Source organism: Nocardia transvalensis NBRC 15921 (assembly GCF_000308875.1).
Classification (GTDB): Bacteria; Actinomycetota; Actinomycetes; order Mycobacteriales; family Mycobacteriaceae; genus Nocardia; species Nocardia transvalensis.
The window spans coordinates 1-13,887 of record NZ_BAGL01000030.1; the positions used below are offsets into that span (position 1 = coordinate 1).

Sequence of the window (13,887 nt, forward strand, 5' to 3'; positions counted from 1 at the left end):
CGGACACGATGGTCGTGCACGCCGCGCTGTGCGGCTGCTACCGCGCGCGGCGCATCGCGGCGGCCGTCGCCGTCCGGTCCGGGGTGCGGGAGATCGCGCACGTCATGCGGCGGACCGAGGCGGTCACGCTGGTCACTGTGTCCTCGATCCGGGGGCGGTCGTGGCGTGCGCTGGTCGACGAGTTGCGCGGGCACGACGTCCATCCGGCGGATGTGCTTGTGGTGGACGAGGAGTCCGGCACTGTCACCCGGCATCGGCTGAACACCGTGGTGCCTGCGGGACCGGCCCAGGCTTTCACCACCTCGGACATCACGATTCTCAATTCCACCTCCGGGACCACCGGTCTGCCGAAAGTGGTGACCCACAGCGAGAAACGGTGGATCGCCTTCGCCCGGGAGGCGATGCTCGGCGGCCGGATCGGGCCGGACGACGTCCTCTGTTCCGTCGTCCCCGCGCCCTACGGCTTCGGGCTGTGGTCGGCGCATTTCCTCCCCGCCCTGCTGGGGATCCCCGTCGTGGTGAGCTCGCGGTTCGACGCCGACGAGACCGCCATGCTGATCGAACGCGAGCGCGTCACCGTTCTGTGTTGCGTCAGTACACAATTCAAGATGCTGCTGCGCTCGGAATCTGCCGGGCGCCGCGATCTCTCGAGTCTCCGCGTCCTCTACACGGGCGGCGAGCCGGTCCCTTACGACGACGCCGCCGCGTTCGAACAGCGCACGGGCGCAAGGGTTCTCCAGTTCTACGGCTCCAACGAATCCGGCGCCGTCAGCCGCACCACCGTCGACGACGACACCGACACCCGCCTACGCACCTGCGGCCACCTCCTGCCGTCCATGAACGTCCGCATCCTCGACGACACCGGCGCGGACAGCACGACCACCCCACGCCGCGGCCGCCCCGCCGTCCGCGGCCCCCTCACCTCGGCCGGCTACTGGAACGACCCGGACGCGAACGCCGAGCTGTACACCGACGCCGGCTGGCTCCTCCTCGGCGACATCGTGGAAGTCGACGCCGCCGACCGCCTCCGCGTCGTCGGCCGCACCGCCGACTTCATCATCCGCGGCGGCAAGAACATCTCGATCACCGAGATCGAACACCTCGTCCAGGCTCACCCCGCGGTCACCGACGTCACCGTCGTCGGCATCCCCGACCCGATCTACGGCGAACGAGTCTGCGCCGTAGTCGTTCTCACCCCCGGCGCCCACCTGGACACCCCCACCCTCGCGACCGACCTCCGCACCCGCGGCGTGAGCCCCGAATACTTCCCGGAGTACGTCGTCCCGGTAGACCGCCTGGAGATCGGCCCGGGCGGCAAGACGGACCGCGCAGCCGCCCGCGCGAAAGCCGCTAGCGCACTCGATGGTGCGACAGGGCGACGCGCGGAGCCGGTCGACTAGAGCGCCGCGATTACAGCGACACCCAGGCCGACGGTGCCGCCGAACGCCGCGCCCCCGCGAAGCGCTGCGTTTGCCGGTTTCGCGCCACCGATCCAGCTGAGAAACCCTGCCAGCATGCCGCAGATGATGCCTACTGCGATTACCAAGCACAGCGACAGTGTGAGCACCAACGGGTCGCTCTTCATCAGGTGTTGCTCCTTCGTTCCACGTACCTGGCCGAGCCGGTAGGGGGCATCCCACCGACCCTATATAGAGTTACAGCAATGGCAGTGTAGAGTGTCTTGCATGCCCGCGAAAGTTCGGATGACCTTACAGACGCTCCAGGTGTTACAGGCACTGCTGGAGCGCCCTTCGGATGAGCATTACGGGCTGAAGATCTCGGAGCATTCGGGCCTGCCGACCGGCAGCATCTATCCGATCCTGACTCGGTTGGAGACGGCCGGGTGGGTTACCAGCGATTGGGAAGAAATCGACGAATCGGCGGAGGGCCGCCGCAGGCGGCGCTACTACCAGCTCACTACAGACGGGACCGCCGCCGCGCGCGATGAAATCGCCAAAATGCAGGCGCGGTTGTCAACGTCACGATCGACGAGCTGGGCGCCGTCGCCCGAGCCTGGCTGGGGGATGGCATGACGCTGCGTGTGGGGGACGGCGTTGCGTTCCGTGCCGTGGATGGCAAGGTTGTCCAACTCGGTCGCGACGAGGCGCTCTGGCCGGAGGATGGCAAGAACGGCCGAGACAGCGTGGAGGTAGACCGTGTCGCCCGGCGTCTTATCGGTATTGCTCTTTGGTGGCTGCCGAAAGGTTCCCAAGGGCGGTTCCGGGCCGAGTGGCTCGCGGAGTTGGAAGAGATGGCTCGCGAAGGGATCTCCTCGCTCCTTCCGGCCTTTCGGATTCTGCGGGGTGCACCGGCACAGGGGCAGGCGTTGCGTGCCGCTCTTCGCCGGCGTGCGCGTGCTACTGCCGCGCTGCCGCCGGCGTTCGGCCCACGAACCTGGCTGATTACGATCGAATCGGACAATCGCGAACCGCATGTGCTCGACGAGGAACCGTGGCGACGGATACCCAGCCCGCCGAAGGCTCGGGACGGTGATGTCGTGGCGTACCGGAACGCCGCGGGTCTCCTGGGTACTGCTGTCGTAGAGGTTTCGTCGGATCAGGGACTCTTCCCAGCGTGTCCTCATTGTCGGTCCCGGCGGTTCTACACGTTGCCGCATCGTCTTATGAGGTACCGATGCAGCGACTGCTACGACGCGTTCGACCGGCCGAAGGGAATCATGGTGCGGTACGGGGACGATCGATCGATAGATTGGTTTCGGTGGGTCGAGCTGGCTGGGCTGCTGTCCTTCAATGATCTCGAAGCTCTTCGTATCGGACGAAGGTCTCGGGGCGGGGTCGTCGAACTCCACTCCACGGCATTTCGGAAAGCACTTACCGCGGCACGAAAGGCGCAGGCGATGCGGTACGGGCGGTCGGCTTCGGTCACCGGTTCGTATCCACTGCCCGAAACGTCGAGTTAGGTGCAGGGCTGCACGCCGGAGTTGGTCGTGCGCCGCGCCTTCCTCGGATTCTCGTGCGAATTCCTGGGTGTTTGAGCGTTGCGTGGTATGGGTATCTCTGATCCGGCGACGAATGTCGCTGGTCAGAGACACTTGGTGCCCCCGGCAGGAATCGAACCTGCGACCTAGGGATTAGAAGGCCCTTGCTCTATCCAACTGAGCTACGGAGGCATAGCAGGCACCACACACCATGCCGGGTTCTCGGCACGCTGTCCAGCACGATTAGTATAGCGAGCGTCCAGAACGGGTCGCCGTTGCCGACGGGCAACTCGCGGGCATGTCAGCGGGGTCACAGTGGGCCGGGGCGGGGCTCGGGCCGGGGCCACCGGGGGCGGGGGATCGAACTAGGCTGAGGTCCATGTCGTCACCGCAGGACCCGTCCGCCGAACCTGAATCCCAGGACATACGGTCGGAGTCGGCGGCGATGTTCCCGGTCCTCGTGACGGTCGCGACGGCGGTGGCCGCGCTGGTGGCGCCCGTGGTGGTCGGCCTGTCCGCAGCTCAGGCGCTGACGCTGCTCGGCATCCCCGACCCCGGCCCGCTGACGACCTACGGTCTGCCCGCTGTTCGCGCGATCGCCGATCTCTCCGCGGCGGTGGCGGTCGGCTCGCTGCTGTTCGCGGCATTCCTCACACCGCCGCAGCGTAGTGGACTGCTCGACGTGGGCGGGTACCGGGCGCTGCATCGCGCCGGAATCGCGGCGCTGGTGTGGGCAGGCGCGTCGGCGCTGCTGGTCCCGCTGACTCTGTCGGACACCACCGGGCAACCCGTGCGGTCGATGCTGCGGCCCGACCAGGTCTGGCACGCCATCGCGCAGGTGGATATCGCGGGCGCTTGGCGGACAACGGCTTTCATGGCGCTGGCGCTGGCGGTCGCCTGCCGGCTGGCGCTGCGCTGGGGCTGGATGCCGCCGCTGTTCGGAGGGGCGGTGCTGTGCCTGATGCCGGTCGCGCTGACCGGGCACTCGTCCTCGGGCGGTTCGCACGACGTCGCCACCAACAGCCTGATCCTGCACCTCGTGGGGATGGCGCTGTGGGTGGGCGGGTTGTTCGCGGTGCTGGCGTACGCGCTGCGCGGCGGCGCGCACACCGGCCTCGCGGCGCACCGGTTCTCACTGGTCGCGACGGGCGCGTTCGTGGTCGTCGCGGTGAGCGGCGTGATCAACGCCTGGGTGCGGGTGCCGTGGGACGACCTGTTCACGACGACCTACGGCCGCCTGGTGATCGCCAAGACCCTCGCGCTGTGCGTCCTCGGTGTGATCGGTTTCATACAACGCCGGATCGCGGTGCCCGCGTTGCGGAAGGATCCGCGCGATCGCGCCGCGCTGATCCGGTACGCCGGGGTGGAAGCGCTCGTGTTCGCGTCCACGGTCGGGCTCGCCGTCGGCCTGGGCCGCACGCCCCCGCCGGACCTGAAACAGGTTCCCTCGCCCGCGGAGGTGGAACTCGGCTACAACCTCGACGGTCCGCCGACGGCCGCGCGGCTGCTTTTCGACTGGCGCTTCGATCTGATCTTCGGAACGCTGGCCGTCGTGCTTGCTGTGCTGTATCTGGCCGGGGTGCGCCGGCTGCGCGCACGCGGCGACACCTGGCCCGCCGGGCGGACCGCCGCCTGGCTGTGCGGTTGCCTGGTGTTGCTGATCGCCACCAGTTCGGGCGTCGGCCGCTACGCGCCGGCCATGTTCAGCGTGCACATGGCCCAGCACATGCTGCTGTCGATGCTGGCGCCGATCCTGTTCGCCCTCGGTGGCCCGGTATTGCTGACGCTGCGCGCGCTGCCGCCGGCCGGGCGCGACGCGGCTCCGGGACCGCGCGAGTGGGTACTGGCCGCCGTGCACAATCCGGTGTCGCGGTTCATGACTCAGCCCGCGGTGGCCACGGCGTTCTTCGTGATCGGCTTCTACGCGCTGTATCTGGGCGGGATCTTCGATTCGGTGCTCGGGTCGCACGGCGCGCATCTGGCGATGAACGTGCACTTCCTGGTGTCGGGCTACCTGTTCTACTGGGTGGTGCTGGGCATCGATCCCAAACCGCGGCAGGTGCAGCCGCTGACGAAGGTGGGGATGGTGTTCGGCTCGCTGCCGTTCCACGCGTTCTTCGGCGTCGCGCTGATGAGTATGACGACCGTGCTGGGGTCCTGGTTCTATCGCTCGCTCGGGATCACCTGGAACACCGATCTGCTCGGCGACCAGCGCACGGGCGGCGGCCTGGCCTGGGCCAGCGGTGAGATTCCGCTGGTACTGGTGATGCTGGCGCTGCTGATCCAGTGGTCGCGCAGCGACGACCGGATGGCCAAGCGGATCGATCGGGCGGCCGAGCGCGACCACGACGCCGACCTGTCCGCGCACAACGCCATGTTCGCCGAACTGGCCCGACGCGACCGGGAGGTCCGCAAGTGACCGATGCGTCCGCGGCGCGAGAGGTGAAGCGGCTGTACCGGTCCGATGTGCGGGCGGCACGGCTGCGTCTGGGACGGCGAGTTCGGGTGACACCGGTATTCCACACCGAGGTGACCGGACCGCACGGTCCCGTGAAGGTGACGTTCAAGCTCGAATACCTCCAGCACGGCGGCACGTTCAAGGTGCGCGGGAGTCTCAACGCGCTGCTGGAGAACCGGGGCGACGAACGCGGGGTGGTCATCGCCTCCGGCGGCAACGCCGGGATCGCCGCGGCGCTGGCGTGCGCCGTGCAGGAACGAACCTGCACCGTGGTGGTGCCGGAGTCTGCGCCGCACACCAAGGTCGCCGCCATGTGGGCCTACGGCGCCGAAGTGCTGTGGCACGGAACGACTTACGCCGAGGCCAAGAAGCACGCCGACGAGCTGGCGGCCGAACGTGACGCCCTGCAACTGCACGCCTACGACCTGCCCGCGGTGGTGGCGGGCGCCGGGGTGGTCGGGCTGGAGATCGAGCGGCAGGTGCGCGGCCGGCCGCCCGTGCTGGTGGCCGTCGGGGGTGGCGGCCTGGCCGCCGGGATCGCGGCGGCGCTGGGCCTGCGCGGGCGTGTGATCGGCGTCGAGCCGAAGGGCGCGCCCACCCTGAACGCCGCCCTGGCCGCGGGCCGGGCGGTGGATGTGCACGTCAACAGCATCGCCGCGGATGCGCTGGGCGCCACCAGGATCGGCAACATCCCGCTGGAGCTGGCGCAGCGCTACGGGATGGCCTCGGTGCTGGTGACCGACGACGCGATCGCGATGGCTCGCGAGTACCTGTGGCGGGAGTTCCGCATCGTGGTGGAGGCGGCCGGCGCGACCGCGCTGGCAGCCATCCAGAGCGGGGCCTACGTGCCCGAGCCGGGGGAGCGGCCCGTGATCGTCCTGTGCGGGGCGAATACGGATCCGGCGACGTTGTAAACGCCGGGTGTCCACATCCTCGGAATTCATCCCCAGATGCCGGATCGGGTCTGTCGCGGCGGTCGCGGATGCGTCAGGCTTGGACGTGATATCCGAAAGAGCAAGGGGGGACACATGTACGAGGCGAATACGGCCGTCATCGGCACGGTGGTGACGCATCCGGTGCGGCGCAGCCTGCCCGGGGGCGAGCAGGTGGTGTCGTTCCGCATGGCGAGCAATGCCCGCCGGTTCGACCGCGACCGCGGCTGGGTCGACAACGGCGCTCTGTTTCTCACGGTCGACTGCCGGCGCCGGACGGCCGAGGGGGCGGATTCCTCGATCCGGCGCGGCGATCCGATCATCGCCTACGGCCGGTTGCGCACCGCCGAGTACCGCACCGAGGACGGCGTGGAACGGCACGATCTGGAGATGCGGGCCGGCGCCCTCGGCCCGGACCTGGGCCGCTGTTCGACGCCCGTCCGGCGACGGGCCGGCCGGAACTCCGCCGACGCCCCGTCCGTTGACGACGAGGCGGTCCGCGGACCGGGTGCATCCGATATGTCGGTCCCGGTCGGCGCTACCCCGGCCGATGCCGGATGACGAGGGTAGCTCCGCTTCGCCCCACCCGCACCCACACCGATAGGCTTTCGCACATGGCTGAGTTCATTTACCAGATGCGCAAGGTTCGCAAGGCGCACGGAGACAAGGTCGTCCTCGATGACGTGAACTTGAACTTCCTTCCCGGTGCCAAGATCGGCGTTGTCGGTCCGAACGGCGCCGGTAAGTCGAGCGTTCTCAAGATCATGGCGGGACTGGACCAGCCGAACAACGGGGATGCCTGGCTGGCGCCGGGCGCGACGGTGGGCATCCTGCAGCAGGAGCCCCCGCTGAACGAGGAGAAGACCGTTCGCGGCAACGTCGAGGAGGGCCTCGGCGAGATCAAGGTCAAGCTGGACCGCTTCAACGAGATCGCCGAACTCATGGCCACCGACTACTCCGACGAGCTGATGGAGGAGATGGGCAAGCTCCAGGAAGATCTCGACCACGCCGACGCGTGGGACCTGGACTCGCAGCTGGAGCAGGCCATGGACGCGCTGCGCTGCCCGCCGCCGGAGGAGCCGGTCACCACCCTCTCCGGCGGTGAGCGCCGCCGCGTCGCGCTGTGCAAACTCCTGCTGAGCAAGCCCGACCTGCTGCTGCTCGACGAGCCCACCAACCACCTCGACGCCGAGTCGGTGCTCTGGCTCGAGCAGTTCCTCGCCCAGTACGCGGGCGCGGTGCTGGCCGTCACCCACGATCGCTACTTCCTCGACAATGTCGCCGGCTGGATCCTCGAACTCGACCGCGGCCGCACCTACCCCTACGAGGGCAACTACTCCACCTACCTGGAGAAGAAGGCGGAGCGCCTGGAGGTCCAGGGCAAGAAGGACCAGAAGCTGCAGAAGCGCCTCAAGGACGAGCTGGCCTGGGTGCGCTCGGGCGCCAAGGCCCGCCAGGCCAAGAACAAGGCCCGCCTCGGCCGGTACGAGGAGATGGCGGCCGAGGCCGAGAAGATGCGGAAGCTGGACTTCGAGGAGATCCAGATCCCGGCCGGTCCGCGCCTGGGCAATGTGGTCGTCGAGGTCGAGCACCTGGACAAGGGCTTCGGCGACCGCCAGCTGATCAAGGATCTGTCGTTCACCTTGCCGCGCAACGGCATCGTCGGCGTCATCGGTCCCAACGGTGTCGGTAAGTCCACGCTGTTCAAGACGATCGTCGGCATCGAGCAGCCCGACAGCGGCACGGTGCGGGTCGGCGACACGGTCAAGCTGAGTTACGTCGACCAGAACCGCGCGGGCATCGATCCGAACAAGACGGTGTGGCAGGTGGTCTCCGAGGGCCTCGACTTCATCCAGGTCGGCAGCCAGGAAATGCCTTCGCGCGCTTACGTTTCCGCGTTCGGGTTCAAGGGCCCCGACCAGCAGAAGCCCGCGGGCGTGCTGTCCGGTGGTGAGCGCAACCGGCTGAACCTGGCACTCACCCTGAAACAGGGCGGCAACCTGATCCTGCTCGACGAGCCCACCAACGACCTCGACGTCGAAACCCTCGGCTCGCTGGAGAACGCCCTCGAGCAGTTCCCCGGCTGCGCCGTGGTCATCTCCCACGACCGCTGGTTCCTCGACCGCACCTGTACCCACATCCTGGCGTGGGAGGGTAACGACGACAACGAGGCCGCCTGGTTCTGGTTCGAGGGCAACTTCGAGGCCTACGAGGCCAACAAGGTGGAGCGGCTCGGGCCGGATGCGGCGCGACCGCACCGCGTCACACACCGCAAGCTGACTCGCGACTGATTTCCGCTGATCCAGGTCCGGTCCTCCGCACGCCGAACGGAGGACCGGAACCTGGCATCGCATTGGTTACTCGCGGGTTATCGACAAGCGAACAGTGTGATCGGTCATATTCGAGCGTGCGTCAAATAACTACCGGCGCAACGCTTATCGTGCACCACCTGGTACTTCGGCGGTGCGCGGCTGGGGTCGTACCAACCGGGGTGTTCGGGCGGCTCGGGCGCCGACGGGGGGTTTGGCGAGATTCCTCGGCAGCGCGTGCGACACCCAGCTACTCTCGACTCCGGCGTCACTTTGTTGCGGAACCGATATCCGAGGAGTTGGCGAAGAAAATGACGGTCTCGTCCGAAATGTCCACAGCGGCGTGGGTAGCGAGCTTGCCGGAGCAGTTGCGCGGCGAGCTGGCCACGCTCGAGGAGGCGTATTTCCGCCACGTGGACGCCGGCGATGTGGACTGCGCGATCACCGGGGGCTCGAACCTGGTGTTCCGGCGGCACATCGAACTGGGCACGCTGCGCCCGCCGGGACAGGCACGGGTGCGGGTGTACTACCCGGACGACGGCAGCGGCCTCGGAGCCGCCGTGCAAATGGTCACCGACGATATGCCGCTGCTGGTGGAGTCGGTCACCGCGTATCTCAGCCGCCACACGGTGAGTATCAGCGAGGTGATCCACCCGATCTTCGAGGTGATCCGCGACGCCGAGGGCGCCCTCGAATCCGCTGTGCCCCATGAGGTCGACGGCAACGGCGCCACCGGCCTGCGGGAATCCTGGATGCACATCCAGCTGCACCCGTCGACGAGCCCGGCCCTGCTGGAGGAGCTCGAGACCGGAATCTCCGATGTGCTCACCGACGTGCGCCAGGTGATCGGCGATACCGAGGCGATGCGCAGAGTGCAGGACCGCCTGGCCGACGAACTGGACGCCGCGGCCGCGAACAACGCCCCCCCGTTCAGTCCCACCGACCTGGTCGACTGCGCGAACCTGCTGCGCTGGCTGGCCGACGGACATTTCACCGTGCTGGGCTACGCCCGCTACCAGCGCTCCGCCGACGGCGCGGACGCGAAATCCGTTGCGGTACCGGACAGTAGCCTCGGTGTGCTGCGCCCGGACGTGGGCACCGACTTCCGGGTCCCGGTGGACAGCGGCGACCGCCCGCTGCTGATGCTCACCCAGGGCCTGGTTCCCGCGACCGTGCACCGTTCGGTGTACCCCTACTTCGTCGGCGTCGCCGAATTCGATGCCTCCGGCGCCATTACCGGCGAGCACCTGTTCATCGGCGTCTTCACCGTGGCCGCGATGCACGAGAACGTGCTCGACATCCCGGTCGTCGAGCGGCGGGTACGCACGGTGATCGAGCAGAGCGGCGTGGAGCTGGACTCGTTCTCCGGGCAGGCGATGCTGGAGGTGATCCAGTCCTTCCCGCGGACCGAGCTGTTCTCCGCCGATGTGGACACGATGCGCCACACCGCGGGCTCGGTGCTCAACGTCGGCATGCGGCGGCAGGTGCGGCTGTTCCTGCGCGCGGACTCCTACGGCCGGTTCGTGGCCTGCATGGTCTACCTGCCGCGCGACCGCTACACCACCCGGGTGCGGCTGGAGATCCAGGACATTCTCGTCCGGGAGCTGGGCGGCGTCTCGATCGACTATTCGGCGCGAGTGTCCGAAAGCGAGCTCGCCAGCGTGTATTTCACCGTGCGGCTGCCGGAGCCCGGCACCCCGGTGGACGTCTCCGAGACCAACCGGCTGCGCATCCAGCAGCTGCTCGCCGAGGCCAGCCGCACCTGGGACGACCACCTGCGCGACGAGGTGGCCGCCTCGACGGTGCTGGATCCGGCCGTGGTGCAGCGCTATACGGAGGCCCTGCCGGACGCCTACAAGGAGGATTTCGAGGCGGTCCGCGCCCTCGCCGATATCGTCCGGCTGGAGCGGCTGGCTCCCGGCAAGATCGACCAGCACCTGTACCGGCGGCCCCGATCCGAGCCGGGCTCCTGGCGTTTCACGCTCTACATCGGCGGCGGCATCTCGCTGAGCCAGGTGCTGCCGCTTCTGCAGAGCCTGGGCGTCGAGGTGGTCGACGAGCGTCCGTACCAGCTGCAGTTCGCCGACGGCCGGGAGGTGTGGATCTACGACTTCGGTCTGCAGGCCCGCCCCGACCTGCTGCGCATGTCGCTGGACCGCAATATGGACGCCGAACTGGTCGAGACCGCCGACCGCCTGGACATCCTCGACGCCCGCGAGCGCGGGCTGCGCGAGCGTTTCACCTCGGCCTTCGACGCGCTCTGGCACGGCCGGGCCGAGGCCGACGCGCTGAACGAGCTGGTGCTGCGCGCCGGACTGAGCTGGCGCGCGGTGGCGATCCTGCGGGCGTACTCGAAGTACCTGCAGCAGGCCGACTTTCCCTACAGCCAGGCGAATATCGCCCGCGTCCTGCTGACGTCACCGGATGCGGCGCTGCTGTTCGTGGATCTGTTCACCGCGCTGTTCGATCCCGACTCGGCGGCGCCGGACCGGGCCGCCGAACTGGAGGCCGCGGTCGCGGAACGCATCAACGAGGTGGTGAGCCTCGACGCCGACCGCATTCTGCGGGCGATCCTGAGCCTGGTGCGCGCGACGCTGCGGACCAACTACTACCGCACCGACGAGCGGGGCGCGCCCCGCGAGTATCTGTCGATCAAGGTGGAGCCGGGCGAGATCAGCGAATTGCCCCGTCCGCGCCCGCAATTCGAGATCTTCGTGTATTCGCCGCGGGTCGAGGGCGTGCATCTGCGGTTCGGTCCCGTGGCGCGCGGTGGGCTGCGGTGGTCCGACCGCCTGGAGGACTTCCGCACCGAGATCCTGGGCCTGGTGAAGGCGCAGGCGGTGAAGAACGCCGTGATCGTGCCGGTGGGTGCCAAGGGCGGCTTCGTGGTGAAGAATCCGCCCGCCGCCACGGGTGATCCGGCGGCGGACCGGCAGGCGCTGCAGGCCGAGGGCATCTCCTGCTACCGCACCTTCATCTCCGGTCTGCTGGACGTGACCGACAATGTCGACCACGCCAGCGGGGAGGTCGTCCCGCCCGCGCGGGTGGTGCGTCGCGACGGCGACGACACCTACCTCGTGGTGGCGGCCGACAAGGGTACGGCGACGTTCTCGGATATCGCCAACGACGTGGCGCAGAGCTACGGGTTCTGGCTGGGTGACGCCTTCGCGTCGGGTGGTTCGGCGGGTTACGACCACAAGGCGATGGGCATCACGGCCAAGGGCGCGTGGGAGTCGGTGAAGCGGCATTTCGCCGAGATGGACATCGATACGCAGTCACAGGAGTTCACGGTGGTGGGCGTCGGTGACATGTCGGGTGACGTGTTCGGCAACGGGATGCTGCTGTCGGAACACATTCGCCTGGTGGCGGCGTTCGACCACCGGCACATCTTCCTCGACCCGAATCCCGATGCGGCGCGGTCGTTCACGGAGCGGCAGCGGATGTTCGAGTTGCCGCGGTCGTCGTGGCGGGATTACGACACGTCGCTGATCAGTGCGGGCGGCGGCGTCTACGACCGCACCGTGAAGGCGGTGCCGATCAGCCCGCAGGTGCGCGAGGCCCTGGGCCTGGCCGACGATATCGTCTCGCTGTCCCCGCCGGAGCTGATCAAGGCCATCCTCCTGGCCCCGGTGCAGCTGCTGTGGAACGGCGGTATCGGGACCTACATCAAGGCGAGTACCGAATCCAATGCCGAGGTGGGCGACAAGTCCAACGACCCGGTGCGCGTCGACGCGAATCGGTTGCGGGTCAAGGTGATCGGGGAGGGCGGCAACCTCGGCCTCACCGCGCTGGGCCGCATCGAGTTCTGCCGCGAGGGCGGCAAGTGCAATACCGACGCGCTGGACAACTCGGCGGGTGTGGACTGCTCCGACCACGAGGTCAACATCAAGGTCCTGCTCGACGGCGTGGTGTCGGCCGGCGAGCTGGCGCCCGCCGACCGCAACCCCCTGCTGGCGTCCATGACCGACGAGGTCTCGGACATGGTGTTGCAGGACAACGTGTCCCAGAACTTCCTGATGGGTATGTCGCGGGCCGAGGCGCCCCGGATGCTGAACGTGCAGAAGCGCCTGATGGAGGATCTGGAATCGCGGCGCGGACTGGATCGCGAACTCGAGGCCCTGCCGTCGGACGCGGAGATCAAGCGGCGCGCCGAGGCGGGTGGCGGGCTCACCTCGCCCGAGCTGGCGAATCTGATGGCGCACGCGAAACTTTCGCTGAAATCGGATCTGCTCGACTCGGATCTGCCCGACAGCGCGCACTTCTCGGCGCGCCTGCCCGACTACTTCCCGACGCCGCTGCGCGAGAGGTTCGGGGCCGCCATCAAGCGGCACCGGCTGCGCCGGGAGATCGTCACCACCATGGTGATCAACGAGATGGTCGACCTCGGCGGCATCACCTACGCGCATCGGCTCAACGAGGAGATCGGCGCCAGCGCCACCGACTCGGTGCGTGCGTTCGCCGCGGCCACGCAGATCTTCGATCTCCAGTCGATCTGGACCCGCATCCGTGAGGCCGAGATCGCCACCGCGGTGAAGGACGAACTGGAACTCGAGACCAAGCGCACCCTCGACCGGGCCTCGCGGTGGCTGCTGAGCAACCGCCCGCAGCCGATCGCGGTCGGCGCGGAGATCCACCGCTACAGCGACTCGGTGCGGGAGCTGGCGCCCAAGGTGCCGGGCTGGTTGCGCGGCCACCACATCGACACCCTCGAGCGGCAGTCGGCCAGGCTGACCGGGCTCGGTGTGCCGGAGGTCCTCGCGACCGAGGTGTTCGGGCTGCTCAACCTGTTCCCGCTGCTGGACGTCATCGATATCGCCGACATCACCGATCGCGACGGCGACGAGGTGGGCGCGCTGTACTACGCGCTCAACGAGCACCTGAAGATCGACTGGCTGCTGCAGGCCGTCAGCCACCTCGAACGGGGCGATCGCTGGCACGCGCTGGCACGGCTCGCGCTGCGTGACGATATGTACGGATCGCTGCGCTCGCTGACCCTCGACGTACTTTCCGGCGGCGACCCGGAGGAGACGGCCGAGGAGAAGATCGCGTACTGGGAGTCGAAGAACCAGTCCCGCCTGGGTCGCGCCCGCGCCGCCCTCGCGGAGTTGTTCGAATCCGGCACCCACGATCTGGCCACGCTGTCGGTGGCGGCGCGGCAGGTGCGCAGCATGGTCAGCGGAGTGGGAGCGCAGGCCGAGGTCCGCTGAGCGACGCGGCCTTGTGCCAACTCACAGAATGTCGCTGATCACG

8 protein-coding genes and 1 tRNA gene are annotated in these 13,887 nt (G+C 68.3%); 7 read left to right on the plus strand and 2 right to left on the minus strand.

The features are described 5' to 3' along the window. A partial coding sequence (locus tag ON41_RS09630) for a class I adenylate-forming enzyme family protein (protein WP_040747013.1) occupies positions 1 to 1,400 on the plus strand: 1,400 nt, incomplete at its 5' end. On the opposite strand, the gene ON41_RS09635 is transcribed toward ON41_RS09630, so the two are convergent. After that, positions 1,397 to 1,585, minus strand: coding sequence for a hypothetical protein (locus tag ON41_RS09635; RefSeq protein WP_040747014.1), 189 nt, complete (start codon positions 1,583 to 1,585; stop codon positions 1,397 to 1,399). The genes ON41_RS09630 and ON41_RS09635 overlap by 4 nt on opposite strands. 100 nt (positions 1,586 to 1,685) lie before the next feature. Here ON41_RS09635 and ON41_RS09640 point away from each other — a divergent pair, with 100 nt between their 5' ends. Continuing rightward, positions 1,686 to 2,033, plus strand: a complete 348-nt coding sequence (locus ON41_RS09640) for a PadR family transcriptional regulator (protein ID WP_040747034.1) — start codon at positions 1,686 to 1,688, stop codon at positions 2,031 to 2,033. Positions 2,034 to 3,053: 1,020 nt separating this feature from the next. Here the strand turns inward: ON41_RS09640 and ON41_RS09645 are convergent. Then, positions 3,054 to 3,130 (minus strand) — tRNA-Arg (locus tag ON41_RS09645). 187 nt (positions 3,131 to 3,317) lie between these two features. Between ON41_RS09645 and ON41_RS09650 the strand changes: the two genes are divergently transcribed. The 5 genes from ON41_RS09650 (at position 3,318) to ON41_RS09670 (ending at position 13,844) form a co-directional block, all read left to right on the plus strand. Next, positions 3,318 to 5,357 (plus strand): bifunctional copper resistance protein CopD/cytochrome c oxidase assembly protein, encoded by a 2,040-nt coding sequence (locus tag ON41_RS09650; RefSeq protein ID WP_040747015.1) that lies wholly within the window; start codon positions 3,318 to 3,320, stop codon positions 5,355 to 5,357. Continuing rightward, positions 5,354 to 6,310, plus strand: a complete 957-nt coding sequence (locus ON41_RS09655) for a serine/threonine dehydratase (protein WP_051161168.1) — start codon at positions 5,354 to 5,356, stop codon at positions 6,308 to 6,310. Before ON41_RS09650 ends, ON41_RS09655 begins: the two co-directional genes overlap by 4 nt. A 114-nt stretch (positions 6,311 to 6,424) precedes the next feature. Further along, positions 6,425 to 6,889, plus strand: a complete 465-nt coding sequence (locus tag ON41_RS09660; protein WP_051161169.1) for a single-stranded DNA-binding protein — start codon at positions 6,425 to 6,427, stop codon at positions 6,887 to 6,889. A 53-nt stretch (positions 6,890 to 6,942) separates the two neighbouring features. Continuing rightward, a complete protein-coding gene (ettA, locus tag ON41_RS09665) occupies positions 6,943 to 8,619 on the plus strand; it encodes an energy-dependent translational throttle protein EttA (protein WP_040747016.1) in 1,677 nt (558 codons plus the stop codon). Between the two features lie 329 nt (positions 8,620 to 8,948). Beyond that, the gene (locus ON41_RS09670; protein ID WP_040747017.1) at positions 8,949 to 13,844 is read left to right on the plus strand and encodes an NAD-glutamate dehydrogenase; all 4,896 of its coding nucleotides are present in this window, start codon (positions 8,949 to 8,951) and stop codon (positions 13,842 to 13,844) included. Positions 13,845 to 13,887: the final 43 nt, after the last annotated feature.